24 protein-coding genes, 1 pseudogene and 1 other annotated feature are annotated in these 26,117 nt (G+C 37.9%); of the genes and pseudogenes, 6 read left to right on the top strand and 19 right to left on the bottom strand.

The window, feature by feature from the left end:
* Positions 1-5: 5 nt before the first annotated feature.
* From pepF to spxA, 5 genes are all read right to left on the bottom strand, one after another.
* On the bottom strand, positions 6-1,823 hold the full coding sequence (pepF, locus tag BN2425_RS04070; protein ID WP_042455311.1) for an oligoendopeptidase F: 1,818 nt from the start codon (positions 1,821-1,823) through the stop codon (positions 6-8).
* 128 nt (positions 1,824-1,951) lie between these two features.
* Complete coding sequence (locus BN2425_RS04065) at positions 1,952-3,160, bottom strand: competence protein CoiA (RefSeq protein ID WP_042455308.1); 1,209 nt, start codon at positions 3,158-3,160, stop codon at positions 1,952-1,954.
* 106 nt (positions 3,161-3,266) lie between these two features.
* Positions 3,267-4,778 (bottom strand): cardiolipin synthase, encoded by a 1,512-nt coding sequence (gene cls, locus BN2425_RS04060; RefSeq protein ID WP_042455305.1) that lies wholly within the window; start codon positions 4,776-4,778, stop codon positions 3,267-3,269.
* An 82-nt stretch (positions 4,779-4,860) separates the two neighbouring features.
* A complete protein-coding gene (gene mecA, locus BN2425_RS04055; protein ID WP_042455303.1) occupies positions 4,861-5,529 on the bottom strand; it encodes an adaptor protein MecA in 669 nt (222 codons plus the stop codon).
* Between the two features lie 349 nt (positions 5,530-5,878).
* Positions 5,879-6,274 (bottom strand): transcriptional regulator SpxA, encoded by a 396-nt coding sequence (spxA, locus tag BN2425_RS04050; protein WP_042455300.1) that lies wholly within the window; start codon positions 6,272-6,274, stop codon positions 5,879-5,881.
* 549 nt (positions 6,275-6,823) lie between these two features.
* Here spxA and BN2425_RS04045 point away from each other — a divergent pair.
* Positions 6,824-7,009: a hypothetical protein gene (locus BN2425_RS04045; protein ID WP_042455298.1), complete on the top strand. Its 186-nt coding sequence runs from the start codon at positions 6,824-6,826 to the stop codon at positions 7,007-7,009.
* An 87-nt stretch (positions 7,010-7,096) separates the two neighbouring features.
* Here the strand turns inward: BN2425_RS04045 and BN2425_RS04040 are convergent, their stop codons facing one another.
* The 5 genes from BN2425_RS04040 to BN2425_RS04020 form a co-directional block, all read right to left on the bottom strand.
* Complete coding sequence (locus tag BN2425_RS04040; protein WP_042455295.1) at positions 7,097-8,035, bottom strand: ABC transporter ATP-binding protein; 939 nt, start codon at positions 8,033-8,035, stop codon at positions 7,097-7,099.
* Complete coding sequence (locus BN2425_RS04035; protein ID WP_042455294.1) at positions 8,036-9,079, bottom strand: ABC transporter ATP-binding protein; 1,044 nt, start codon at positions 9,077-9,079, stop codon at positions 8,036-8,038. It abuts the gene before it with no gap.
* A 17-nt stretch (positions 9,080-9,096) separates the two neighbouring features.
* Positions 9,097-10,125: an oligopeptide ABC transporter permease gene (gene opp3C, locus BN2425_RS04030; protein ID WP_042455292.1), complete on the bottom strand. Its 1,029-nt coding sequence runs from the start codon at positions 10,123-10,125 to the stop codon at positions 9,097-9,099.
* Positions 10,126-11,055, bottom strand: coding sequence for an oligopeptide ABC transporter permease (gene opp3b, locus BN2425_RS04025; protein WP_042455289.1), 930 nt, complete (start codon positions 11,053-11,055; stop codon positions 10,126-10,128).
* A 113-nt stretch (positions 11,056-11,168) separates the two neighbouring features.
* The gene (locus BN2425_RS04020; protein WP_042455287.1) at positions 11,169-12,863 is read right to left on the bottom strand and encodes a peptide ABC transporter substrate-binding protein; all 1,695 of its coding nucleotides are present in this window, start codon (positions 12,861-12,863) and stop codon (positions 11,169-11,171) included.
* 211 nt (positions 12,864-13,074) lie between these two features.
* Here BN2425_RS04020 and BN2425_RS04015 point away from each other — a divergent pair, with 211 nt between their 5' ends.
* Together BN2425_RS04015 and trpS are read left to right on the top strand one after the other, a co-directional pair.
* Positions 13,075-13,431, top strand: coding sequence for a DUF3899 domain-containing protein (locus BN2425_RS04015; RefSeq protein ID WP_042455285.1), 357 nt, complete (start codon positions 13,075-13,077; stop codon positions 13,429-13,431).
* Positions 13,432-13,482: 51 nt separating this feature from the next.
* Positions 13,483-13,737, top strand: a binding site (T-box leader).
* 132 nt (positions 13,738-13,869) lie between these two features.
* The gene (trpS, locus tag BN2425_RS04010) at positions 13,870-14,859 is read left to right on the top strand and encodes a tryptophan--tRNA ligase (protein ID WP_042455281.1); all 990 of its coding nucleotides are present in this window, start codon (positions 13,870-13,872) and stop codon (positions 14,857-14,859) included.
* 58 nt (positions 14,860-14,917) lie between these two features.
* On the opposite strand, the gene BN2425_RS04005 is transcribed toward trpS, so the two are convergent.
* From BN2425_RS04005 to BN2425_RS03990, 4 genes are all read right to left on the bottom strand, one after another.
* Positions 14,918-15,664 (bottom strand): YjbA family protein, encoded by a 747-nt coding sequence (locus BN2425_RS04005; RefSeq protein ID WP_042455278.1) that lies wholly within the window; start codon positions 15,662-15,664, stop codon positions 14,918-14,920.
* A 173-nt stretch (positions 15,665-15,837) separates the two neighbouring features.
* Positions 15,838-16,617 (bottom strand): DUF2268 domain-containing protein, encoded by a 780-nt coding sequence (locus tag BN2425_RS04000; protein ID WP_042455275.1) that lies wholly within the window; start codon positions 16,615-16,617, stop codon positions 15,838-15,840.
* Positions 16,618-16,739: 122 nt separating this feature from the next.
* Positions 16,740-17,978 carry a beta-ketoacyl-ACP synthase II gene (gene fabF, locus BN2425_RS03995; RefSeq protein WP_042455272.1) on the bottom strand — a complete coding sequence of 413 codons (1,239 nt, stop codon included), beginning with the start codon at positions 17,976-17,978 and terminating at the stop codon, positions 16,740-16,742.
* Positions 17,979-18,039: 61 nt separating this feature from the next.
* The gene (locus tag BN2425_RS03990; protein ID WP_042455270.1) at positions 18,040-18,972 is read right to left on the bottom strand and encodes a beta-ketoacyl-ACP synthase III; all 933 of its coding nucleotides are present in this window, start codon (positions 18,970-18,972) and stop codon (positions 18,040-18,042) included.
* A gap of 196 nt (positions 18,973-19,168) precedes the next feature.
* Here BN2425_RS03990 and BN2425_RS03985 point away from each other — a divergent pair, with 196 nt between their 5' ends.
* Positions 19,169-19,486 (top strand): hypothetical protein, encoded by a 318-nt coding sequence (locus tag BN2425_RS03985; protein WP_042455267.1) that lies wholly within the window; start codon positions 19,169-19,171, stop codon positions 19,484-19,486.
* 60 nt (positions 19,487-19,546) lie between these two features.
* On the opposite strand, the gene BN2425_RS03980 is transcribed toward BN2425_RS03985, so the two are convergent.
* Both BN2425_RS03980 and BN2425_RS03975 read right to left on the bottom strand, forming a co-directional pair.
* Entirely contained in the window at positions 19,547-20,362 is an 816-nt protein-coding gene (locus BN2425_RS03980) for a Rossmann-fold NAD(P)-binding domain-containing protein (protein WP_042455264.1), read from the bottom strand.
* Positions 20,363-20,440: 78 nt separating this feature from the next.
* Positions 20,441-21,163, bottom strand: coding sequence for a lipase family protein (locus BN2425_RS03975; protein WP_042455262.1), 723 nt, complete (start codon positions 21,161-21,163; stop codon positions 20,441-20,443).
* Between the two features lie 164 nt (positions 21,164-21,327).
* Between BN2425_RS03975 and BN2425_RS03970 the strand changes: the two genes are divergently transcribed.
* On the top strand, positions 21,328-21,510 hold the full coding sequence (locus BN2425_RS03970) for a YjzD family protein (RefSeq protein WP_042455259.1): 183 nt from the start codon (positions 21,328-21,330) through the stop codon (positions 21,508-21,510).
* A 53-nt stretch (positions 21,511-21,563) separates the two neighbouring features.
* On the opposite strand, the gene clpB is transcribed toward BN2425_RS03970, so the two are convergent.
* Both clpB and BN2425_RS03960 read right to left on the bottom strand, forming a co-directional pair.
* On the bottom strand, positions 21,564-24,161 hold the full coding sequence (gene clpB, locus BN2425_RS03965) for an ATP-dependent chaperone ClpB (RefSeq protein ID WP_042455256.1): 2,598 nt from the start codon (positions 24,159-24,161) through the stop codon (positions 21,564-21,566).
* A 164-nt stretch (positions 24,162-24,325) separates the two neighbouring features.
* Positions 24,326-24,505, bottom strand: a complete 180-nt coding sequence (locus BN2425_RS03960; RefSeq protein WP_042455395.1) for a YjzC family protein — start codon at positions 24,503-24,505, stop codon at positions 24,326-24,328.
* Positions 24,506-24,765: 260 nt separating this feature from the next.
* On the opposite strand from BN2425_RS03960, the gene BN2425_RS03955 reads away from it, so the two are divergent.
* Positions 24,766-25,458, top strand: coding sequence for a Crp/Fnr family transcriptional regulator (locus BN2425_RS03955; RefSeq protein ID WP_042455254.1), 693 nt, complete (start codon positions 24,766-24,768; stop codon positions 25,456-25,458).
* Between the two features lie 141 nt (positions 25,459-25,599).
* Here BN2425_RS03955 and BN2425_RS03950 read toward each other — a convergent pair.
* A pseudogene (locus BN2425_RS03950) lies at positions 25,600-26,117 on the bottom strand (transposase); the annotation flags it as partial.

Below are 26,117 nucleotides of genomic sequence, written 5' to 3'. Positions count from 1 at the left end.
TAGAGTTAAGATAATAACTGTTCTAATTCGTTTAGTTTTTCTTCAAATTCCTTACATGCATTTTTAATTGGCTCTGCACTGGTCATGTCAACCCCAGCTTTTTTTAGGACCTCAATTGGATAATCAGAGCTGCCGGCACTTAAATATTCAATGTAGCGTTTCACAGCAGGCTCCCCTTCTTCGAGGATTTGCTTACTTAAGGCAGTAGCGGCACTGAAACCTGTCGCGTATTGATATACATAGTAGTTGTAATAGAAATGCGGTATTCTCGCCCATTCTAATCCAATTTCCTCATCAATCACGATGTCTTCTTCACCAAAATACTTTTTGTTTAATTCATAATACATACTTGTTAACGAATCGGCAGTTAACGCTTCATTATTTTGAGCTTTCTGATGGATCATGTGCTCAAATTCAGCAAACATCGTCTGGCGGAACACGGTTCCCCTAAAGCCTTCCAAATAATGATTTAACAAATAAATGCGTTTTTGCTCATCGTCAATGGTTTTGAGTAAATAATCATTTAACAATGCCTCATTGCATGTGGACGCCACCTCTGCAACGAAGATGGAATAATTTCCGTATGGGAACGGCTGGTTTTTGCGTGTATAGTAGCTGTGAACCGAATGTCCAAATTCATGAGCCAGGGTAAATAAATTGTTTACATTATCCTGCCAGTTCAACAAGATATACGGATGAGTGCCATAGGACCCGGAAGAATAGGCCCCGCTGCGTTTTCCTTTATTTTCATGGACGTCCACCCAACGGTTCTCAAACCCTTCTTTTAAGATGTTCAAGTATTCTTCGCCCATGGGGGCAAGTCCCTTTAGAACCAATTCCTTTGCTTCATCATATTTAATTTCCATCTCGACATTTTTCACGAGCGGTGTATATAAATCGTACATATGAAGCTCATCAAGCCCCAAGACCTTTTTACGAAGTTTTACATACCGGTGCAATAAGTGCAGATTTTCATTCACTGTTTTTACAAGGTTATCATAAACAGTTTCCGGAATGTTATTAGCTGAAAGTGCCGCATGTCTAGCGGAATTGTATTTCCGGACCCTGGCAAAGAAATTATCCTTTTTGACATTTCCGCTTAAGGTGCTAGCAAATGTATTTTTAAACTGTCCATACGTTTTGTAAACAGCTTTAAAGGCATCACGTCTGACTCGCTGGTCTTTACTTTCTAAAAATCGGATGTATCGGCCATGGGTAATTTCAACTTCTTCACCTTTTTCATCTGTAATGGAAGGAAACTCAATATCCGCATTGTTTAACATCCCAAACGTATTACTCGACGCATCCATTACCTCGCCGGCTTCAGCCAAAAGAGACTCTTGCTCCGCTGATAGCACATGGGGTTTTTGCAGATTGATTTCCTCTAAGGCATGTTCATAAAGCTTTAGCTCTGGTTTTTCTTTTAAAAAGCCGTTAACCTTACTTTCCTCAATGGATAGAAGTTCAGGTACAATGAACGCAAGCTGGCTTGCCGCTTGTGTATATAGGTTTTGGATTCGGCTGTCTAATCCTTGATAAAACGAATTGGTGGTATCTTGGTCATACCTCATATGGGCATATGTATAAAGAATTCCTAACCGTTCCAAAAGCTGATCTTGATATTTTAGTGCAGAATATAGAGTATCGGCACTTTCATCTAATTTTCCTTCAAATTCCTTAACGCCAGGGATTAACTTGCTTACCTCTTGAAATTCTTTTTCCCACTCCTGATCATCCGCAAAAATATCCTCTAATTTCCATGTTTCTTCTGCAGGAATGTCACTCCTAGCAGGAAGAGATTTTACGGCAGCTTCATTCGCCATGTTTTCATCCTCCAGTCCAAATTTTAATTGTATGCACTACCATACCATTTTATTCTTTATATCCCGCCATTTTCCTCTTTTATGCTTATGTTTTTTATTCTCCCTATATTATGCCCAAACTTATCTTTTCATTTATGGTATTTCAAGATACATCTGTATTTGTTATAAAAATCAATCCTTCTTACCTCATATTGGCGATTTGTCTCGGGTATGACCATCTGCTGTTTTAAATAAAAAGCGTTAGAGGATTTATTAAAGCCCAATATATCTAACCAAACTAATATATGAAGGTATTCCAATAATGGCTTAAGAGGAGTTTCTGTTTCTTTAATTTGAGGCAAATGTCTGAGGATGATCTCCTTCCGGTTGACTCGCCTATAAAAATGCGTATTTAACTCTTCAAGGGTAATGATGTCACCAAGCTGTTTATATTTAATGATGTCAATGAAAAGATATGTCTGCCATATAAGTGGAGGCGTTTGAATATTGAGGGCATGGGGTACTGGCAGGCCAATTTCGGGGGGCAGCAAGAATAGATTAAGATAATGACGGTAAATCTCTGATAGAAATGGGCTGCTTTTCGCATTCGCATGAACGGACAACATGAATTTTGTCCGCTCCAGGTTTTTAAACCATTGAGATAACACCAACTGATTGTCTATAAGTTGTGGTTCTAATAACCCATCCAAGTTTATATTTTTTAGCGGGAAAATAGAGTGGCTGGCAAAGGAATTCTTTATGGAGTAAGGTGTTATAGAGGATACAAGATGAAAAAGCTGATTTTCGGGGCAATATGCAGGAATAAAAAGGTCTCCCGAGGTAGTATTTCGTAAAAATAAATAGTTAAAGCTTGAGAGCGTTGCAAAATGACCTTGTCCAAGTTTTAAATGATCACTCGAGACTATCCAAAGCGGTACATAAGCATGTTTTAGATAACAGTTAGTCCGTTTGATAAAATCCTTTTCAGGAATTGTGGAACACTGATATTCCAAAGCATATTTTTTGCCTTTATACTGAAACATAACATCAGGTCGCTGCTGAATCTCCCTGTCATAATACTCTAAAACACTTGGAATCCGTTGCCTGATAAGCCATTGATATAGCTGACGTTTTCCTTCCAAATGGCGGACGGTTTCTCCCTCTAGCCCCAGAGAACAAGTTTCCCCTTGTTTATGGGCAAAATGAAAAATCCGCTGTTCTCCTAATTTTAGCATAACACTTTCCCCACAAACCGGGCATAGAAATTCCTCTTTCTTCCGAAGTTCTAAAAGTGTTTCCTTTTTGTAGTCCAATCCGAGACAAATTAAGTTACCGGATTTAGTTTTTGCAGTTAACAATGCTTATCTCCTCCCTTTCTACTATTAATTTCTCGAAGCAAACCCAAAATCCTTTTTGAAAAAATAAAAACCCGTCAGATGACGAGTTTTTTAAACTGTAATAATTTTATAGAAGTGGTGACAATAGCCTTGCTGTAGACTCAAGTAATCGATACCCAAGATGTCTTTCTTGAAATGTTTTTAAATCAAGCTGGATAGAAAATTCGAGATCACGCAAATATTCGGCCACCAACTTTTCAGTGCTTTTTGTTCGAAACAAAAACGCATTCACCTCAAAATTCAAATGAAAGCTCCTCATATCCATATTTGAAGTACCAATGGACGCAAGCTCCCCATCGACAATCACAATTTTACTATGCATAAACCCCCGCTCATACTGATATACTTTTACCCCAGCTTCCAAAAGCTCGGGAAAATAGGACCTGGAGGCGTGAAAAACAATCCGTTTATCCGGACGATTTGGCACAAGTAATCTTACATCTATTCCGCTTAATGCGGCAATTTTAATAGCAGAAAAAATATCTTCATCCGGAATAAAGTATGGAGAAGCAATCCAAACTGACTTCTTAGCAGAACTAATCATCGAAAAGAAAATATTCTTAATGACGCTCCATTCGTTATCCGGTCCTCCTGCAATCAATTGAACCCCACCATGGGTTTCGTGTTTGATTTGGGGTGATAAATATTCCGCAGTTAAAAAACTATGATTAGTCATATAATACCAATCTTGCAAAAAAATCAGCTGTAAAGTTCGGACGGCTTCCCCTTTCAGCATCAAATGGGTATCCCTCCAAAACCCAAATTCTGGACTCCTGCCAAGATACTCATCGCCAATATTTAAGCCGCCGACAAATCCAATATTTCCATCGATCACAATTATTTTACGATGATTGCGAAAATTAAACTTATTATTTAAAAAAGGAAGTCTTACAGGTCCAAACAAGACTGTTTCTACACCTGCACTTTTTAATTCATGAATATAGGCTTTAGAAAGCTGCCAAGATCCCACCGCATCATACATAAACCGGACCTTAACTCCCTCACGTGCTTTCTCAATTAATATGTCTTTAATTTCCTGGCCAATTTGGTCGTGACGCACAATATAATATTCCATGTGGATATGATGCCGTGCACGTTTTAATTCCGATAAGATATGGCTAAAGGTTTCCTCTCCATTTGTTAATACCTTTGTTTCTGTATCGAATGATATAGGGCTGTTTCCCAGTCTTTGAGCCAGGATAAAAAGCTTTCCTTGATGCGCCCTCATTAACCGAAGCTTTTCATCACCTCTTGGATCATCTTCTCCCTCAACTGTTAAAAATGCCTGTTTATCAAGAAAATACTTCTTTCGAAACATTCTCTCTTTCCGATAATTTCTACCAAATAATAAATAAAAAATAAAACCAACTAACGGAAAACTCCCAAGTACAACAAGCCATGTAATGGTTTGTGTGGGGTGACGGTTTTCTAAAAATATGACAAACCCAATAAACATCACCGAAAGCGTTATCAATACACTTAAAAATCCAAGAATGCCACTCTCCAGGCGATCCTTAAACAAAAACAAAAGAACGGTAAGCACCAATAAATAGAGAATAACCCTTACAGTGTTTTTCAGTGTTCATCACCTGCCAGACAAAGTTTTAACAATGATATCCAATTAAACAAAAAACCGATTTCAACAGAAATCGGTACGTTAATTAGCTAAAGTGTTTTCGTAATTCAACAAAAACATTATCAGAAATTATTTCTTTGCCGTATTCTTGAATTCGATGAATTGTCACTTGGGTTTCATAGCCAAATTCAAGGAGAATACTTAAAATATCGTCTATTTCATCTTCGCTAAATAAATCTTCTGGAAATTCAGTATATAGATAATATTTTCCTTCAAAGAAATATAATTTTGTCAATAAGTCGTCTAGACCTGGCCGTTTAGACAGCATGATAACATCCTCAAAGTCTTTAAATGCTAGGATAAATTCCAATGTTTCTTCTTCAAGAAGAATATCATCCTCTGAATAACTGGGATGAAAATGCTGATCCAAAAGTTCCTCAATTTTTTCATCACCCGGCAGATCTTTTAACTTTTCATTCGGAACCGGAAGTTCAAATTTCTGTCCATCCTTTGAAAGTTGTGCCTTGGTCACAAGGATTTCAAGTCCTTTATCAAGAGCTTGAACTTGAATCCAAAGCGGTCCCTCGACTGCAAATTCTTCTTCGCCATGGACTTCATCCATCATTTCCCAAAACAGTTCTTCACTTCTTTCACGATTGTACCAGATTTCCTCGCGATCAAAGCCTCTTTCTTCTATATCAACATAGGAAATATAAAATTTTACAGTATTTTCATTGATACGTTCGATATCCATCTCAACCTCTCCCTTCCATTGTCCATATTGAAGGGACTAAATACCCCCAAGCAGATAATGCCTATAGCATTTACTCTTATAAAAAAGTTTATTCTTGAACTACCCTTTTTTATGAATAAATACTCTTGTACTTTATTTTATGACAAAAGAAGTAAATAGGGAAATAAAAAAGTCCAAAAACACAAAAACAATCATTTATCCTAAAACCACGAAAGGATTTATAGTCAATTACAAAACACATGAGAATTGTAACCATTGTAAATATTCCTTTAATTATACCAAAGTCAAGGTAAAATCACAAATTATTTCTACAAAAAAAGACTCCCTTATGGAAGTCCAAATTTTTCAACTAATTTACCATTCGTTGTGCTTCACGTAATTGATAAGTTCTTACTTTTCTTGGCAAGAAACGACGTATTTCATCTTCATTATAGCCAACCTGCAGTCGCTTTTCATCAATAATAATGGGACGACGCAACAATCCAGGATTTTCTTTAATCAATTTGAATAAATCTTGAAGCGGCATTGTATCTAGATTAACATCTAATTTTTGAAAAGTCTTAGATCTGGTGGAGATAATTTCGTCGGTTCCATCCTCGGTCATCCGAAGAATTTCCTTGATCTCTTCCATTGACAAAGGTTCAGAAAAGATATTTCTTTCTTTGTATGGAATCTCATGCTCTTCTAACCATGATTTTGCTTTCCGACATGATGTACAACTTGGTGAGGTGTATAGTGTTACCATCCATCTTCACACTCCTCTAAATTTTACGATGCTTGCAATATATTAGACACGTATAATTTGAATATCTTTTATTAATTAAAATAATTATAAATAAGGAATTTATATCATAAATTATACACCACTGTTTCAAAAAAAGATATGCTTTTTTTAAAATAATCATATGAACAAAAATATCAGATAAATTTAATTTCTACAATATTTAGACGAATAATTGTTCAAAAGGTTTCATAAATTTTCGATTATTTATCTCGTAAATAAAGGAGATAAGCCATTTTTTTAAATTATTCGTTTTTTTCCCCTTTTTTCGGTAAGCATATTTATTCCATTCCAATAAGGTTGTTTATAACCAATCAAGAGAATATAATAATAAGAAAGTAATCCTGATTATCAATTAAGTTGCCTTAATGAAAACGCATTCAAAAAAACTTTAGAAACGTATCCTCGGTTTTCTGTTTTCCCCTTTCCATCAGGAGAAAGTTCTTTTAAAATATAGGTAAGGGGAAGTTCTATAATTACAAGAATTATTTAGAAAAAAGTGAGGGAGTATTTATGGCTGGTTACATAACTGATTTACTTGTTGTTGCTGTGTTAATCATCGGAATTACCGCTATAATGGGTGTACTGACTAATGGGATTGGAAAAGCAGTATTTGCCAGAAGCCGCCGCAGTGAATTTGTTGACCAAACAGCAAAATTCCAAACCGGTTGGAAAATGGTTGGCGGCAAAAAAAAATAAGCTAAACACGGAGTTTTTTTACATCTTTCTGGCTTTAGTTTAATGTAAAAAACAAAAAACGATCTCTACTTGAGATCGTTTTTTTTATTACCTAGATTGTGCTTGATATAGTTTATACTCTTTTTCGGAACAAAGTACAAAGTGACCAGGAGTTACTTCTCTAAATTCAATTGGTTCATTATCTTCATAATGATGACTTGCTGGGTCGTAATTTCTACGCTTCCTCGTTCTCTCACTTATTGGATCAGGAGATGGAATCGCAGATAATAATGACTGAGTATAAGGGTGGAGCGGATTCTTATATAGTTCATCCGCAGGCGCAAGCTCAACCATTTTACCAAAATACATAACACCGATTCGGTCACTAATGTATTTTACCATTGACAAGTCATGGGCAATAAATAGATATGTTAACTGCTTCTCCTTTTGGAGCTGCTTCATGAGGTTAACAACTTGTGCCTGGATTGAAACGTCCAATGCAGAAATTGGTTCATCCGCAATGATAAATTCTGGCTGCACAGCCAAGGCTCGGGCGATTCCAATCCTTTGTCTTTGACCTCCTGAAAACTCATGTGGATAACGGTTAGCGTGTTCCTTATTTAATCCAACAGTTTCAAGGAGCTCATAAACCCTCTCCATCCGCTCTTGTTTTGATTTTGCTAAGCCATGAATGTCTATTCCCTCAGCAATCACATCGGCAATTTTTAGACGAGGGTTCAAAGAAGCGTAAGGATCCTGGAAAATCATTTGCATTTTTCGATTAAAATCTTTTAATTGTCGCTTAGACTTTTTTCCATGAACATTAACTCCATCATACAATACCTCTCCGCCTGTTGCGTTATACAGGCGGATAATCGTCCGGCCAGTGGTTGACTTGCCGCAGCCTGATTCACCTACAAGCCCCATCACTTCGCCTTTATAGATATCGAACGATACATTATCAACTGCCCGAACCTCATTTGGTTTGCCTACATTAAAATATTGCTTTAAGTTTTTTATTTCCAATAGTTTTTGTTTTTCAGCCATTTATTTTCCCCCCTTTGTGCCAACGTATTGATTTTGCCGTCTCTTAACTGCTTCCGGCGGCTCTACCTTTGGTGCATCTGGGTGAAGCAGCCATGTTGCAGCATAGTGCGTATCGGAAACCTTAAAGAACGGAGGCTCCTGCTCCAAATCAATTTTCATAACATAAGGGTTCCGTGGTGCGAATGCATCACCTTTCGGAGGATCTAATAGGTCTGGTGGTGTCCCTGGAATAGAATATAGTTCCTCATCATCTGTATCCATATCTGGCATGGAACTAATGAGTCCCCATGTATATGGATGCTGTGGATTATAGAAAATTTCATCTGCCGTTCCAATTTCAACAATTTTCCCACCATACATGACAGCAACCCGGTCAGCTACGTTAGCTACAACACCGAGGTCATGGGTAATAAAAATAATCGAAGTATCAATTTTCTTTTGTAAATCTTTCATTAATTCAAGTATTTGCGCCTGTATCGTTACATCTAGTGCTGTCGTTGGCTCATCGGCAATCAAAATTTTAGGATTACAAGCCAATGCAATCGCGATTACTACCCGTTGTCTCATTCCTCCGGAAAACTGGTGCGGATATTGGTTAACACGTATTTCAGGCTTTGGTATCCCAACCAGTTTTAGTAGTTCAATCGCCCTTTCCTTTGCGGCGTGCTTACTCATATTTTGATGTTTGATTAATGGCTCCATAATTTGATTTCCAATTTTCATCGTTGGGTTCAAGGATGTCATTGGGTCTTGGAATATCATCGATATATCATGTCCACGAATCTTTTGCATTTGTTTATCGTGTAATTTCGTCAAATCTTTGCCATCAAAGAGAATTTCTCCACCTTTAATCTCTGAATTATGTTCAGGAAGCAGACGCATAATTGCTTTTGTTGTAACGGATTTTCCTGACCCAGATTCTCCAACTATGGCTAAAGTTTCACCTTTAAATAAATCAAAACTAATACCTCGAATTGCTTTAACTTCCCCAGAAAACGTATGAAACGATATATTTAAATCTTTAACCTCTAAAATTTTCTCCACTGCCACTCACCTCTCTTCTAATCACGCATTTTAGGATCTAGCGCGTCACGTAAACCATCTGCTACTAGGTTAAAACATACCATAATTAAAGCAATCATTATCGATGGAATAATCATTTGATATGGAAAAGCAATCATCGATTTATAACCAGACTCTACCAATGTACCCAATGAAGCATGCGGCTCTTGAAGACCAAGACCGATAAAGCTTAAAAACGCTTCAAAGAATATTGCGTTTGGAATTGAAAACATCGTATTGATAATAATGATACCGAACATATTCGGAATCATGTGTTTGAAAATAATAGAAACATTAGAAGCCCCTAAGGTTTTTGAGGCTAATACAAACTCTTGCGCTTTAAATTTCAATACTTGAGCCCGAACCACACGTGCCATGCTTGTCCAGCCGGTAATGGTCAAAGCTACAATAATAGGAACGATCCCTGGTTTCAATACAAGTATCATTAATACCACTATAATTAAGTTAGGAATACCAACGATTACTTCGATAATCCGCTGCATGATACTATCAGTTTTTCCACCAATATACCCTGAAACAGCACCATAGCTTACCCCAATGAGCATATCAATTAATGCTGCCATGAAAGCGATGAATAATGAAACTTGAGTACCTTTCCAAACACGGGCAAATAAATCACGGCCCAAGTTATCGGTACCAAACCAGTAATATGCATCCACTTTACGCGTTTCATAAGCATTATATTCCGTACCATCTCTCCTGGATAATGTACCGTCAAAAGGCAGCCAATGAACGTTTTCAAGGCCTTGAATCCTTGGCGGCAAATTATTGTGTTTTGTATTTTGTGTGTCATACTCATAAGGTGTAAGGAACGGTCCAACAAATGCCATGATAATTAGCAGGATGAGAATAATCATACTAATAACTGCACCTTTATTCTTGCGAATCCTCAGCCAAGAATCTTGCCAGAAGTTCAAACTGGCCTTTGCAATTTTTTCACTCTTTGACGGATCTACATGGGCAGGTTCAAACAGATCTTTTGAAATTACAATATCTTTATTTGTCATTTAGTTTCCCCCCCCAGATAGTCGAATACGTGGGTCAATAATTCCGTACAGAATATCAACTACTAATGTGACGACTACAAATAAGACAGCAAACAAAATATTGGTTCCCATAATAACCGGGTAATCGTTCATATTAATTGATTTTACAAATTGTTCCCCTATTCCTGGAATACCAAAAATTTGTTCAATAACAAGTGAACCTGTCATTAAGCTTACAGCCAATGGTCCTAAAACTGTAACAACAGGAATTAAGGCATTTCTTAACGCATGTTTAATACTAATTTGCCAATAACTGGCACCTTTTGCTCTAGCCAAAGTAATATAATCAGAACCTAATACTTCGACCATTTCAGTCCGCATAAAACGAGCAGCAATTGATAATGGAAACATTGCTAAAGCTATAGAAGGCAGAATTGTGTATTCAGGACCCTTCCAAAACATAACTGGCAGCCAGCCCAATTTTACCGCAACGTAGTATTGCAACAGACCTGCAAAGATAAATGATGGGATTGATTTCCCTACTACTGCAATAAAAGTAGAAGTATAGTCAACCCAGCTATTTTGCTTTAGTGCTGCGATAACTCCTAGTAGTATGCCAAGCAATCCGCCAAAAATCATAGCTTCTATTCCTAATATAGCGGAAGGTCCGACACGCTTGGCTAACAGGTCAGTAACCGGGGTATTATCAAACTGAAAGGAAACTCCCAAATCTCCTTGAACCATATTCTTCATATAAGTTGCATACTGAACAGGAACGGGGTCATTCAACCCATATTTATCAAGCAAAATATTTCGTTGGACTTCTGAGAGTTTTTCAAAATTATTAAACGGGCTTCCTGGGATTAGTTTCATGAGGAAAAAAGTAACGGATGCAACAATAAATAAAGTGATAATCATGTAAATAATCCGTTGTAAAATATATTTTGCCATCACCTGCACCTCCTAATTTAATATAAAATTCGCCGTTTTTCGACAATTCTCTTACAGGTAAAAAGAGAGTATATCTAAATATACTCTCTTTTTTATTTGGTTAGCAATAGTTACTATTCTGTAATTTTAATCCATTGATAGCTATAGTCAGGACCAAAGGCATGGTGTGCAAAGCCCTTGACTTTAGGGTTAATTAAAATATTAACAGAACGTTGATAAAGTGGAGCAATGGCTGCATCGTCTTCTAACAAGATTTTCTCTGCATCTTGTAGAGCCTTCCAGCGCTCTTTGCCTTGAAGTTCTTCATTAGCTGCTTTAATTAACTTATCGAATTCTGGATTGCCGTAGCTCATATGGTTCTGTCCACCGCCAGTTACCCATAAATCCATATAAGTCATTGGGTCAGCATAGTCAGGACCCCAGCCGCCCATTAACAAATCGTAATCTTCAGCATCTTCACGAGCGATACGAATTTTGAACGGCACACTTTCAATGTTTATTTTTAAACCTGGAAGTGTTGTTTCTAATTGATCTTTAATAAAGGCATCAGTTACTTTAGCTGTTTCAGTATCTTGACCAACGTAAGTAAATGTTACTTCTTTTAAACCAGTTTCAGCAAGACCTTTTTCCCAAAGTTCTTTAGCTTTTTTCTTATCAGCTTTCAAATAAGTTCCAGCAGTATCACGGAAGTCTTTTCCGTCTTCGTCAAAAGAGAATCCTTTTGGAACTAGGAAGTCAGCAACGATAGAACCGTTTGCTAATACATCATCAACTAATGCTTTTTTATCAGTTGCTAAAGCAATTGCTTTACGGATGTTTTTATTTGCTAAAGCAGGGTTCTTTTCGTTCATTTTTAACCACCAGATGGATGGCTCTTGGTAACTCAATAACTCATCAGTTCCTTCGAACTGAGAAAGAATAGCAGCTTGTGCTAGTTTAGGCGTAATGTCTGCTTCACCAGCAGTGAAGGCATTTGCAGAAGCTTGAGGATCTTTAGATACGTTAAAGTTGATTTTCTCTAAAGTAACATTTTTTGCATCCCAGTAATCTGCATTCTTTTCATAAACCCAAGATGAACCAGTAGGACCATCCCATTTGGCCAATTTGAATGGACCGTTGTAGATCAAGTGTTCAGAATCCTTCGCATAATCTGCACCTTGTGATTCAACATACTTTTGGTTTTGTGGGAAGAACAGTGGGAATGTTAGATAAGACTCAATATAAGGAATTTCTCTTTCTAACGTGATTTCCAATGTATAATCATCCACTGCTTTAATTCCTAAGCTTTGTAAATCTGCATCTGTTACTTTATCGGCTTTTTCAACAATTTCGCTAGCGCCTTTAATTTTACCTTCCATGAAGTATGCACCATATGGAGCAGCTACTCTTGGATCAATAGCACGTTGCCATGCATAAACAAAGTCTTTAGCAGTAACAGGGTCACCGTTTGACCATTTTGTATCTTTCTTCAATTTGATGGTTAAAACAGTTTTGTCATCATTGTATGATGGCATATCTTGAGCTACACCTGGAATTACCTTTTGATCAGGGTCTAAACGATATAAACCTTCATTTACTGCATTGGCCGTTGTAAAAGTAAGTACGTCTTGACCCATGACAGTATCCATAGTAGGAATTTCAGCTGATTCAAGAACATTAAGTTCTTGCTTTGCAGCAAGTTTTTCTTCTCCGGCTTTTCCACCGTCTTTGTCTTTTCCTTCGTTTTTATCACCGCCAGAACATGCTGCAAGGAACATGCTAAGAACTAGTGACAATACTAGAAGTAGTGAAAGTTTTGATTTCTTCACTTATAGACCTCCCTTTTCTATTATTCTGAAAAATTACTACATTCTCTATTATACATATTTTAATTCTGTTGTACATTACTTTTTTAAAATTAATTTACATAATAGCAACAAAGATAATGTTTAGATTACCATTAATTGTGTTATAATTTACTCTTATAAAGCTTTTTTTCTTTGTTTTCCCCTGTTATATCAGCGTTTTGGAGGTACTTTTGTGAAAAAGCAGCATAAGAAAAATTTCATTATCTTAACGTTAATACAAGTTCTGATATTATTCTTTTCATTCCTTTTTTACCATAATATATCAGTATTGAGCTATATCAATATATCTTTTTACTTTGCATTTTTCTTCTTGTTACTCTCTTTACTAATTTTTACGATTCAAGGCGGTTTTTTTGATGTCATTGGCAAATCCTTTAATTTTGCTTTCTCAAGAGGACATGCCAAAAGAAGGTTTGATGAAATTCCATCTTTATCCGAGATCGTGACCATCCCATATAAGCCTCTCCTTCTATATGGGATCGTGACAGGAGGATTAATGCTTATTGCTTTGTTTGTTTATTATAGTTAACGAACTTGAAAGTAAATATGTAATTCATTATAATACCATTAGCATAACTTAAATAAAGCGTTGACGAAGAGTAGTACGTATTGACGATTCGATGCAGAGAGTTTGTGGCTGGTGGAAACAAACACGAACACTTTACGGAATGGACTTCGAAGCTTCTTTCTGAATCCTAAACAATAGCTAGTAGGAAAGGACGTAACCTTGCGTTAAAAGGAATCCGATAGGGCTAATTTATATTTTTACAGCCATCGGAGTTAAGAGACTCTTCATGAGTAATTAGGGTGGTACCGCGAGCCATTCGTCCCTATATTTTTTTGGGATGGATGGCTTTTTATTTTTGGCTGTGTTAAAGGTTCATATTGATTTATGTAAACCAGTTGATTGGAGCGGAAAAATCATAAAATAGTATAACACAGCCTAATTATTAAGGAGGAAATTAGGATGAAAACAATTTTTTCAGGCATTCAGCCTAGTGGCACAATTACAATTGGAAACTACATTGGAGCGATGATGCAATTTGTCGAACTCCAGGATGAATATAATTGTTTCTTTTGTATTGTTGACCAACACGCTATTACAGTCCCTCAGGACCCGGCGACACTCCGGAAGAACATTCGAAGCCTTGCAGCATTATATATTGCAGTGGGAATTGATCCTGACAAGGCAACCTTATTTATTCAATCCGAAGTACCAGCACATGCCCAAGCTGGATGGATTATGCAATGTGTTTCCTATATAGGTGAACTCGAAAGAATGACACAATTTAAAGATAAATCTGCCGGTAAAGAAGCAGTGTCAGCTAGCTTGTTGACTTATCCGCCTTTAATGGCAGCTGATATCCTTCTTTATAACACAGATGTTGTACCTGTAGGGGAAGACCAGAAGCAGCATATGGAATTAACCCGCGACCTGGCTGAGAGATTTAATAAAAAATACAGAGAAGTGTTGACGATTCCTGATATTCGCCTTCCAAAAATCGGAGCAAGAATTATGTCCTTGCAGGAACCAACAAAAAAAATGAGCAAGTCCGATCCGAATAACAAGGCCTTTATCACTCCATTGGATGAGCCAAATCAAATTATTAAAAAGATTAAAAGTGCTGTAACTGATTCAGAGGGAATTGTTAAATATGATATGGAACATAAGCCAGGGGTCTCTAACCTATTATCCATTTATTCTATATTGGGCAAAAAATCCATCTCGGAATTAGAGGAATTATACCAAGGCAAGGGCTATGGAGAATTCAAAGGCGATCTTGCTGAAGTCGTTGTAAACGTATTTAAACCGATACAAGAAAGATATTATCATTTAATTGAATCAAGTGAACTTGACGCCATTTTGGACCGCGGTGCCGAACGGGCTAATCAAGTTGCAAATAAGACGCTAAAGAAAATGGAAAATGCAATGGGCCTAGGCCGAAAAAGACGGTAATAAAAACAAAAGCCTGACTCCCTAAAAGTATGAATTTCATACCTTCAGGGCCAGGCTTTTAATTTACTTTAGGACCATGTTCCATTTCCCATAGCTTTTCAAAAAACGGTTGTCCTTTAATAATATTTTCACAGAACAATTCGTGCCGCTTTGACCACCCGAACTTGATCTCTTCATATAACTGTTCCCATGCTTCTGCAAAATTTAATTCCTGAATACTAGAATAGCGCTCTGGACACCACTCAGTAAACCAGTAACGGATTTCGGCTTCATTGTTGGAAGAAAACAATTGATCTAGTGCCATAAACAACAGCTGCTTCAACTGTCTTTCCTTCCTTGTTAGACCCAGCATTAACTCTGGCTCTGGAGAAAGGATATGGAATTCTTTTTCTTTCACTTGCGGTAGGAATGGATAATCTTTTGGTTCATGTGTACTGATCATTTCGTAAACAAGTTGTTCTTGTCTTGGTATTAACCTGCTTTTTCGAATTGGTATCGTGTAACCGATGGTATCAACTGCTAAAATGCCGACTCCATCAGTAACAACAAAACAATATTCAAGCTGGATTCTCTCGTGATTTTTACGCAGGTAAGCTTTTTGATATACGTCGTCCAATAGTTGTGGAGGCAATTCAGACAGATCATTTTCAATATAGTGGAACAATTCTGAATCAACCTTTAAAAGTGGAACTTGGTCCAGCAGTTCTACACCATCATCTTTCCGCCATTCATGAAAGTGGCAAACATTATACCCGTTCTCTTCCCCTTCAAACCAATTCACCCAAACATCATGAAGATATAACATATTATCCCTCACTTCAATGGTACTGTTTGTCAATCAGTATGGGCAGACGTCAGTTAAATTATTCCTTTCTGTATATTTTGCTCCAAATGTTGTGAATTTGGTAAATTAATCCTATTTGTATCTCTTGTCTCTTATAGTTCAAATGTAATGTATACCCTTTATTTTAGTCCAAATTACTCATTGTCTAAAAATTGGGATGAGGGGATTTTAAAACTTCGTATGACAGAGTAGTTCTGATTGTCAAAAAACTTATTTACAAGCTGATATCCTAATGCATAACCCAGCAAGGGAGGAACGCTTCTGCCTCCGAATAACAAATCATCGTGAACTTTTTCATGCTTTTTTACGGTAAGGTGGTCTTTTATAAACCGATCCCAAAATAAATTTAATTCAGCCTCTGAATACCTATTACACCATTCAGCCAGATATTGGTCACCACAATGTTTTAATACCGCATACTCAGCAAGACCTTCTATTATAATGGAGTCAAGTAATGTGTAGTGTTCATATTTTTTAGTTGATTTCTGAAGTCTGCAAACATGGTGATATTCATGGACAAGCAGTGCTTCGATTTCTTTCTCGTCATTATGATCTGATAGAAAAAGAAACATTTTATCTGCAAATGAGACTCCGCCTTTCTTTTTATCATCCTTCCATGAAAATAGTCCACCCCGCTGATTTAACGGAAATAAAAAAACTGGAATATCAGGTCCAGACCATTTCTGTTTGTATTTATTAAACAAGAGTTCCACCCGATCCCACACCTTAAAATCCAACATTCTGTTAAGGTGATTTCTTGAACCAAAGGAAGGCCTATACATTCCGAAATGTAACAGTTCGTTATAAATTTCATCCGGACTTTTCTTACTAAAATACGGTTTCAGTTTCTCACAGATTTTAAGTGGGCGACTAAAATTATCTTTCAACCATTGGTCTGTACGGACGATCCCCATTTTTGCACCTCACTTTAAAGTCATACTGCTTTACATCATATTATGTAATGCCTGTTATGGGGTTCGGAATATTCCTCTTTTAGAAAAAAAAAAGACCAAGTTTGTGACTTGGTCCTTCATGATTATTGATATTTTTTAAATACGATTGTCGCATTGTGACCGCCGAAACCTAATGAGTTGCTCATTGCTGCATTTACTTCTTTTTTCCGGGCTGCATTACTGACGTAATCTAAGTCACACTCAGGATCTGGGGTCTGATAGTTCATCGTTGGCGGCAGGATACTGTCTCTCATCGCTAAAACCGTAAATATAGCTTCAATACCTCCTGCTGCACCAAGCAAATGCCCTGTCATAGATTTGGTTGAACTCATCGCTAATTGATAGGCATGGTCCCCAAATACTTCTTTCACAGCTAAGGTTTCAAACTTATCATTGTATTCCGTGCTTGTGCCATGGGCATTCACATAATCAATATCACTTGGGCTCATTCCTGCATCCTGGATGGCCATTTTCATCGCTCTAGCCCCACCTTCACCTCCTGGTGCCGGTGCTGTAATATGGTAAGCATCACCGGTTGCGCCGTATCCTACAATTTCGGCGTATATTTTCGCCCCTCTGGCCAATGCATGCTCTAATTCTTCCAAAACAACAATCCCGGCCCCTTCACCGATGACAAAGCCATCGCGGTCTTTATCGAAGGGACGGCTGGCTGTTTTAGGATCTGGATTTGTTGACAGAGCCGTATTGGCACAGAAGCCGGCAACTGCCATTCTGGTTATAGGAGCTTCTGCTCCCCCCGACACCATTACGTCAGCATCACCGCGTTGAATGACTTTAAATGCATCACCTATCGAATTGGTTCCCGTTGCGCAGGCTGTTACTGTACAGGAATTAAATCCCCTAGCACCTAGAATAATTGATACCTGCCCTGTTGCCATATCTGGAATTAGCATCGGCACGAAAAACGGACTTACCCGCTTATATCCACGCTTTTGAAAGATTTCGAATTGCTGTTCAAATGTCTCCATTCCACCGATTCCAGATCCAATCCAAACCCCGACACGATGGGAATTTTCTTCATCAATGGTCAGATTTGCATCCTTTACAGCCATGAGTGCACTCGCAACTGCAAACTGAGTAAACCGGTCCATTTTTCTGGCATCCTTCCTATCCATAAATAGTTCAGGATTAAATTCCTTCACTTCTGCAGCAACTTTTGCTGGATATTCGTCAGCATTTACTCTTGTTAATGGACCAATTCCGGATTTCCCTTCTAAAATCCCTTTCCAAGTTGTTTCAACATCGTTTCCAAGCGGCGTGACTGCCCCAACGCCTGTTACGACAACCCTTCGTTTTTCCATGCCCACATCTCCTTCAATCTATTATTAAAATTATGCATTTTTATATTCTCTTCAATACCGATTATTTGCCCCAGCGGATTGCAATCGCTCCCCAAGTTAGGCCGCCGCCAAATCCAACCATAACAATTATATCGTCGTCTTTAATTTTTCCTGCTTCAAGTTCTTCGACAATTGAAATCGGAATGGAAGCTGCTGAGGTGTTTCCATATTTATGAACCGTTTTTGACATTTTCTCAGGCTGGAGATCTAATCTCTGCCTTGAAGCCTCCATAATCCGAATGTTTGCCTGATGTGGAATCAGAAAGTCGACATCTTCTTTCTTTAATCCTGCTTTTTCTAGAACGTGAATACAGCTTTCTCCCATTTGCCTTACTGCAAATTTAAATACTTCTCGTCCGTTCATAATGATATATTCGTCCTGGTACAGGTGTTTTCCTCCAGTCCCGTCGGCACCTAATTCAAAGGAGAGAATGCCGCGATTTTCCGAAACTGGACCAATAATAGCTGCACCAGCTCCATCACCAAATAGAACAGCGGTATTTCGGTCATTCCAGTCAGTAATTTTCGACAGCTTTTCCACTCCGACCACTAGGACATATTTATAACATTGTGACTCAATAAATTGTTTAGCCGTTACTACCCCATACATAAAACCAGCACATGCAGCACTAATATCCATTGCAGCTGCCTTCCATGCCCCTAATCGTTCTTGAATTTTACAGGAAACCGAAGGGAATGGTGTGTCTGGCGTAACGGTTGCAACTAGTATTAAGTCAATCTGCTCTGGTGTAATCCCAGCATCTTGTATAGCTTTCTGTGCTGCAGCAAAGGCCATATCAGAAGTATCTACATCATCTGCAGCAATCCGTCTTTCTTCAATTCCCGTCCTAGTTCGAATCCACTCATCTGATGTATCCATCATTTTCTCTAAATCAAAGTTTGTAAGTACCTTTTCAGGTAAATACCTTCCAATACCAACAATACCAGCTTTCATCATGCCATCTCCTTTAGATTGACTCAGCATATTAATTCAAATACTAATATCAAATATTATGACTTGGTACTAATTTTATCAAATTCAAGCTACTTTTAGCAACTGTAACAATTCATACTATCCGCTAATATCCATTCCTTTTAGGGAAATATTCATATGCTAAATTAGAAAATAGTTCCTTGGAGGTTTGATTGAAGTGGAGGAGACAGAAGCACCAATACAAAATGATCAAGAGGGTATCTTCGAAAACGAGGAATCCGGAGATATAGAAGAAGGGCAAAACATAGATCCCTTTACTGCACTAATGTTTGGCCAACAGCATCGATCGACAAGGCCGCAAATCAATTTATTCCCTGTAAGAAATTCGTTACAAAACAGGTCCTATAATCAATCGGGAATTGACCTGGAAAGGCTAATATACCACATTGATACGCTAGTGGAATCTGTTAATGGGTTAAAGCCATTATTTAAAAAAGCTTATCCCTATATTCAGAAGGTATTGAGCAAAAAATAGAGCTGGGCTTCCAATGCCGCAGCTCTTTTACTAATGTTTTCACTTTTATAGAGAGTTTCACTAATAATCGCTCGTATATGAGACTCGATTAGTGTGGTCTCTTAGCCTGACAAGAGCTTCTGTTATGTTAGTACGTTTTTTCAATGGGATTCTAGTTACAGTTTCTGGTACATCATAAATGGAAGACTGCCAATTTGATTGTTCTACCCCTAACTGTCGGGCACATTCTTCCCATGCATTTTCCCTTCCGCTTTCAAGAATATACTGACCGGGCTGTTCAGCTTCAATTATATGCATAATTGACTCTGCCGCATCCTCCACGAATATCGCATCTCCCGTCCATTCGCGATTAGATGGCTGTATATTGTTTTTGATTTGTTCAGAGATGACTCGTTGAAATAAAAAATCGACTGGCTGCCATGGACCATATACTGTTGGCAGATAAACGATTTTCAAATCCTTTACCAGGTCCTCTGCCTGATGTGAAAAAGCGGAAATTCCCTTGTTATCAGAATCTGTTACCATTTGTATGGGTGCCAAAATCACTAAAGGGTTTTTATTTTTCTCTACAGCCTTCAAGACAGAATGAAAGTCTAACTCAGCTAAAATGGACTCTTTTCGTAAAGTAAAGAAATCATAGATAGAGATAATCATAGTAGTGTTACTGTTATTAATGGAGGACTTCCCCCAATCAGCAAAGGAATAATCACTAAAGTTTGCATTTCTTCCCACTTCGAGTCTTTTTTCCTCCAAGAATTGAGTACGATGATGTGCCTGGATATTAATCCCTTCCACTTCAAAGCCTTTACCTAATATTGCTTTACATAGATGAAAACTCAAAAAGTCAAATCCATCAATAATAACTGCCTTGTCCATAAGCATTTCCTCCCCGTACCTCCATAAACCCATCCTATGCGTTGTTTGAAGGAATTATTTCTAGGAGAAGAAAGGAGGTTATAAAATCGCCTCATGACTGGAAAAAAATTTAGTACAGATATTTCCCAAATGCGGTTTTTTTTCCGGCAAAATAAAGTATGGGCTAACATCAGTATTTTTGAGAATCTTTTGATATTGTTTAGACTGGTTATACAACCTGCCTCCTGATAATACATGTATGATTTGAATAGGTATTTTTCCATCTAAGGAAACTGTATCCTCTGCATTAAGAATGGTGCTTTCAAGTGTATACTTTTCCGTTTGATAAGCTTCCACAAGTTCGCGCATTAACTTTTTATAAAAAAATTTATGCTCTTTTTCTTGTTCAAGATGATATTTTAATGAAAGGATTGGATTAAGGAATATGACGGAACGGATATTTCCCTCTAGTCTCTCCATTAACCTTACTGCGGTTAAAGCTCCCATTCCTTCTGCTAAGATATGAATCTTATTATTCAGAATTTCGCTTCTTATGACATGGTGGTATAATCGCTCCGCCAGTTCCACTGCTGCATCGCTTCCCCAACTGCGCCCATATAAATTGGAGGAAAATATCGTGTACCCTTTCTCCTTTAACTCGTTAATAATCGCCAGTTTTCCTTCATTTTGAGTCCAAAAACATTTATTCTCGTCCACAAAATGCCTTTCATCGCCAATTACCAAAACCCCAAACCCAGTTGGTTTTTCAGGATAATAGATTATATTCCATTGGTTTCCGATCAGAAAACTCCGACTTTCCATTGGTATATCTCCTTTTACATATTTCCTCACCATATATCGTATGCGCAATCCGTTAAGTTGAAAGGGAATTTGCCTATTTTTCCTCAGATACTGCATTTAATTGTTTTATTATTTCAACTTCTTATGGTAATATTATAAGGAGTATAATAGGCAGGTGAAATCATATGCGGGTTTTTTGGACATTTTTTTGGACTTTTCTTTTGACGGAAATGCTTACATATGTAGTTAGTTCAATGTCAGGTGTTGAAGTTAACCTAGTTACAGGCGCTATTCTTTCTGTTGTTGTGACCGTCTTAATTTTCGTTGTCACTGCAATTATTCCTAACGAACCAGTACAAAAACATTAAAAGTGTTGAAAGAGGTCTTCCCTATTGTCAATGGGAAGACCTTTTTCTTGTGGTCAGGATTGAATGGTTAAATCTAATTGACCGTTCACTACAGCAATATACACGGTTGAGCCGTCATACACTTTACCGGCAATGATTTCACGGGCAAGCTTTGTCTCAATATTTCTTTGAATATAACGCTTCAGAGGTCTTGCACCATATATTGGATCAAAACCATTCTCGGCGATAAATTCTTTTGCATCTTCAGCTACCATTATCGTAATTTGCTGTTCGCTTAATCGACTTTGCAATTCTTTTAACATTTTTACAACAATGTTTTTAATTTCATCTAATGATAATGGTTTAAACAAAATGGTTTCATCGATTCGATTTAAAAACTCAGGACGAAAGTGGGCTCTTAATTGACTAAGCACCTTTTCCCGTGCTGTCTCAGAAATATCTACTCCATTTTCAAAGTGCTCGAGCATGAATTGGGACCCGATATTAGACGTCATAATAATAACCGTATTTTTAAAATCAACAACCCTGCCTTGAGAGTCTGTGATTCTTCCATCGTCTAACGCTTGAAGAAGGATATTGAACACTTCAGGATGTGCCTTTTCAATTTCATCCATTAAAATGACGGAATATGGCTGTCGTCTGACAGCTTCTGTCAGTTGTCCTCCCTCCTCATACCCCACATAACCAGGAGGGGCACCAATTAACCGGGAAACCGCGTGTTTTTCCATATACTCCGACATGTCAATCCGAATGATATGATCTTCGCTGTCAAACAATGCCTCTGCTAATGCTTTGGCAAGTTCGGTCTTACCAACTCCCGTTGGTCCCAAAAACAGGAACGAGCCAATTGGGCGTTTTGGATCTTTGATTCCGGCTCGGGCGCGAAGGACGGCATCGGAAACCAAATTGACAGCTTCATTTTGACCAATTACTCTCTCATGGAGGATGGACTCCAGACGCAATAATTTCTGCCGCTCACCTTCTACAAGTTTGGCGAGAGGAATTCCTGTCCACCTAGAGACGATAGCTGAGATTTCTTCTCCGGTAACTTCCTCACGTAGAAGCCGATTATCTTGTTCAGCAGTTTTTTCAAGTTCCTTCATTTCCTTTTCTGCGACTGGAATCAAGCCATGCCGAAGTTCAGCTGCTCTGTTTAAATCATATTTATCTTCTGCTTGCTGAAGCTCACGTCTTAATTTTTCCAATTGTTCTCTTTTTTCCTGCAATTTTTGAATCATTTGCTTCTCGCCAAGCCATTTAGCTTTCATGGCATTTGCCTGCTCCCTAAGGTCAGCTAGCTCTTTTTGAAGTACTACCAATCGTTGCTTGCTAACATCATCCTGTTCTTTTAGCAGTGCTGCCTCTTCAATTTCGAGTTGCATAACTTTTCTGGTTACTTCATCCAGTTCAGTCGGCATAGAATCAATTTCCGTCCGGATCATCGCACAAGCTTCGTCCACCAAATCAATTGCTTTATCTGGTAAAAACCGATCAGTAATATATCTATCAGATAGAGTTGCTGCTGCTACCAATGCTTGATCATGTATTTTTACTCCGTGATGAACTTCAAAACGTTCTTTTAATCCACGTAAGATGGATATAGTATCTTCTACGTTTGGCTCTTGCACAAGGACCTGTTGAAACCGTCGTTCTAATGCTGGGTCCTTTTCAATATACTTCCTATGCTCATCGAGTGTAGTTGCACCAATACAGTGGAGTTCACCCCGGGCTAGCATCGGCTTTAACATATTCCCCGCATCCATAGCCCCCTCTGTTCTTCCTGCACCTACAATCGTGTGTATTTCATCAATGAATAATATGATTTGTCCTTCACTTTTTTTAATTTCATTGAGGACTGCTTTTAATCTTTCTTCAAATTCTCCCCTAAATTTGGCTCCTGCAATCAAGGAGCTCATATCCAGTGAAAAGATTGTTTTATCCTTTAGTCCTTCTGGAACATCTTTTCGAACAATCCGCTGGGCGAGCCCTTCCACAATGGCTGTTTTCCCTACCCCAGGTTCTCCGATTAACACTGGGTTATTCTTTGTTTTTCGGGAAAGGATCCTAATTACATTGCGAATTTCCGCATCCCTGCCGATAACAGGGTCAACTTTTCCAAGTTTAACTTCAGCCACAAGGTCTCTCCCATATTTTTTAAGAGCATCATATCCTGCTTCAGGGTTTTGAGTAGTCACCCTTTGATTCCCCCTTATTTCCTTTATCACCTTTAATACGTCATCTGTTGTTACCCCGTAAGACCTGATAATCTGGTACATTTCAGATTCATTCGTTTGGGTCGCTGCCAAGAGGGTATGTTCGACCGAAAGATATTCATCGGAAAAACTCTTCATGATTTCCTCTGCTTTGACGAGTAGCTTTTGGAGTTTACCGGTTATATATAGTTTTCCTTGTTCAGCACCCCCTCCTGTTACTTGTGGTTTCTTTTTAAGAAGTTCAGTCAATTTATCTTCCACCTGTGTCGAAGACAGGCCTATTCTTTGTAAAATCGCTGTGATCAAACTATCCTCTTGCCTTATTAATGATAAGAATAAATGAGGTTCGTCAATTTCCTGATGATTATTTTTGATTGCTAATGCTTGAGCCTCCAATATCCCTGATTGCATCCGCTCTGTCATTCGATTTAAATCCAATGTTCATCACCTGCTTTGACCTATTTTGACCTATTATTATTATAAACCAATGAAAGATTACTTGTAAATTTTGGTTTATTGCCTAATCAACATAGATCTTAAGATCAACACTCTTTCATTGGACTGATTCATATAAAAAGCCATCCAAATGGATGACTTTTTCTTTATGGTTTTCGTGCGTATGTCCAAAGGCGTTCGTCATTAGATGTTTCAGGAAAACGGTCACCAGCTTTTAACTTAAGCCTTTTTGGATTAACAACAGGGCTCCCAGTGTCACCTATTTCAACATAAATGCCATTATTAGGCGCTTTTTGTCCCGACCGAAATTGACGATTTTGACCCATTCCATTCCCTCCTTTGCTTACATCCATATTATTTCCGTTTGTGCCCAGTCCATAAAAGGAAGTTCTTGCATTTTCATTATTCGACAATAATTATTTCCTAAGAAATAAAAACCATAATTTTGACGATTATATGAACTTATTTCACATATATTGCGAATTATTCTTCATTATCAATATAATTATAGTAATTTCTAGAGATATCCCAAAGTATGCTACAACTTGTTAAGCTCTGACAATTATGCCTAAAGGTGGTCATTTACATGCAATTAACCAAAGAACTTCCCGTCACATTATCCCATTTATTTGAAACGGTCCACCACACAAGAAAATTGAAAAAAGGTACTTTTTTGTTCCAGGAAGGGATGCCGGCGGATGAACTATATATAGTTCAAAACGGAATAGTTCAGCTAAGCAAAATCATTCCGGATGGACGAGAATTGACATTAAGAATGTGTTCAAGTGGAGACTTTTTGGGAGAAATCAACCTATTTTCACCTGCATCAAAATACCTGTTAAGCGGCCGAGTAATTGAAAACGGTGAAGTGGCTGTCATTATGAAAAGTGAACTTGAGGAAAAACTCTCGCTAAATCTTCCGCTTGCTTTTGAATTAATTCAATGGATGAACCAACAATATCTCAAAACGCAGACAAAATTTCGTGACCTAGTATTACATGGTAAAAAAGGAGCGTTGTATTCCACTTTAATCCGAATCAGTAACAGCTACGGAATAAAAACCAATAAAGGAATTATCATTGATTTGCCGTTAACAAACCAAGAATTGGCTAATTTCTGCGGCACTTCACGAGAAGTCGTGAACCGTTTGCTAAGTGAGCTTCGGAAATCTGAAATAATTTCGATTGATAAAGGTATGATTACCATTCATGATATCCACTTTTTACGCAGGGAAATTGATTGTGAAGACTGTCCAATTGAAATATGCAAAGTAAATTAGCTAATAAAAAAATCGGTTAATAAAACCGATTCAGATTATAGACAAAAGGCATTACGAGGTTCCACATTCGGGTGCCTTTTTCTAATTATGACCTTTTTTACTATAGTTTTGTATTCAAACTGACCCCTCCGGGGTCAATTTTTATGCCATTTTTGGTTTATCCCAAATCCATGTCGCCATCTTTTTTAAATTCATGGCAGCAAAAGTAAGCATCGCCTGCATGGACAATTTTTTAAGGCCCCTTAAAGTTGTCCATCGCATACCATGCTTTTCTTTTGCATCTGCAAATACACGTTCAATTGATTCTTTACGACGTGCATATATCAATTTATTCTCATCTGTATGGCGAAGGTGATCTGCTTCTTCAAGATACTCTTCCCAAACATGCCGTTGGATGAGCTTTTGATGCTTTTGGCTTTGAGTACATTGAGATAGAAGTGGGCAATCCTTACACTTTGCAGGATTTGAAAAGTACTGCCGATAACCTACCTTAGTAGTTGTCCTATATTCAAGAACTTGTCCGTTTTCTTAGATAACCATCCTTTGTACAAGGCGTGTATAAGGTAAAGCGGGGCGAATCTCTTTTTCAATTAAGTATTGAGCAATAGCAGGCGTTTTGTATCCAGCGTCCGCAGCATTGGAGCGGAAGGCGCGAAGAC

The organism is Neobacillus dielmonensis (assembly GCF_000612665.1).
Classification (GTDB): domain Bacteria; phylum Bacillota; class Bacilli; order Bacillales; family Cytobacillaceae; genus Neobacillus; species Neobacillus dielmonensis.
The sequence above is the reverse complement of the archived record's forward strand: the minus strand, read 5'-3'. Positions and strand labels throughout refer to the sequence as shown.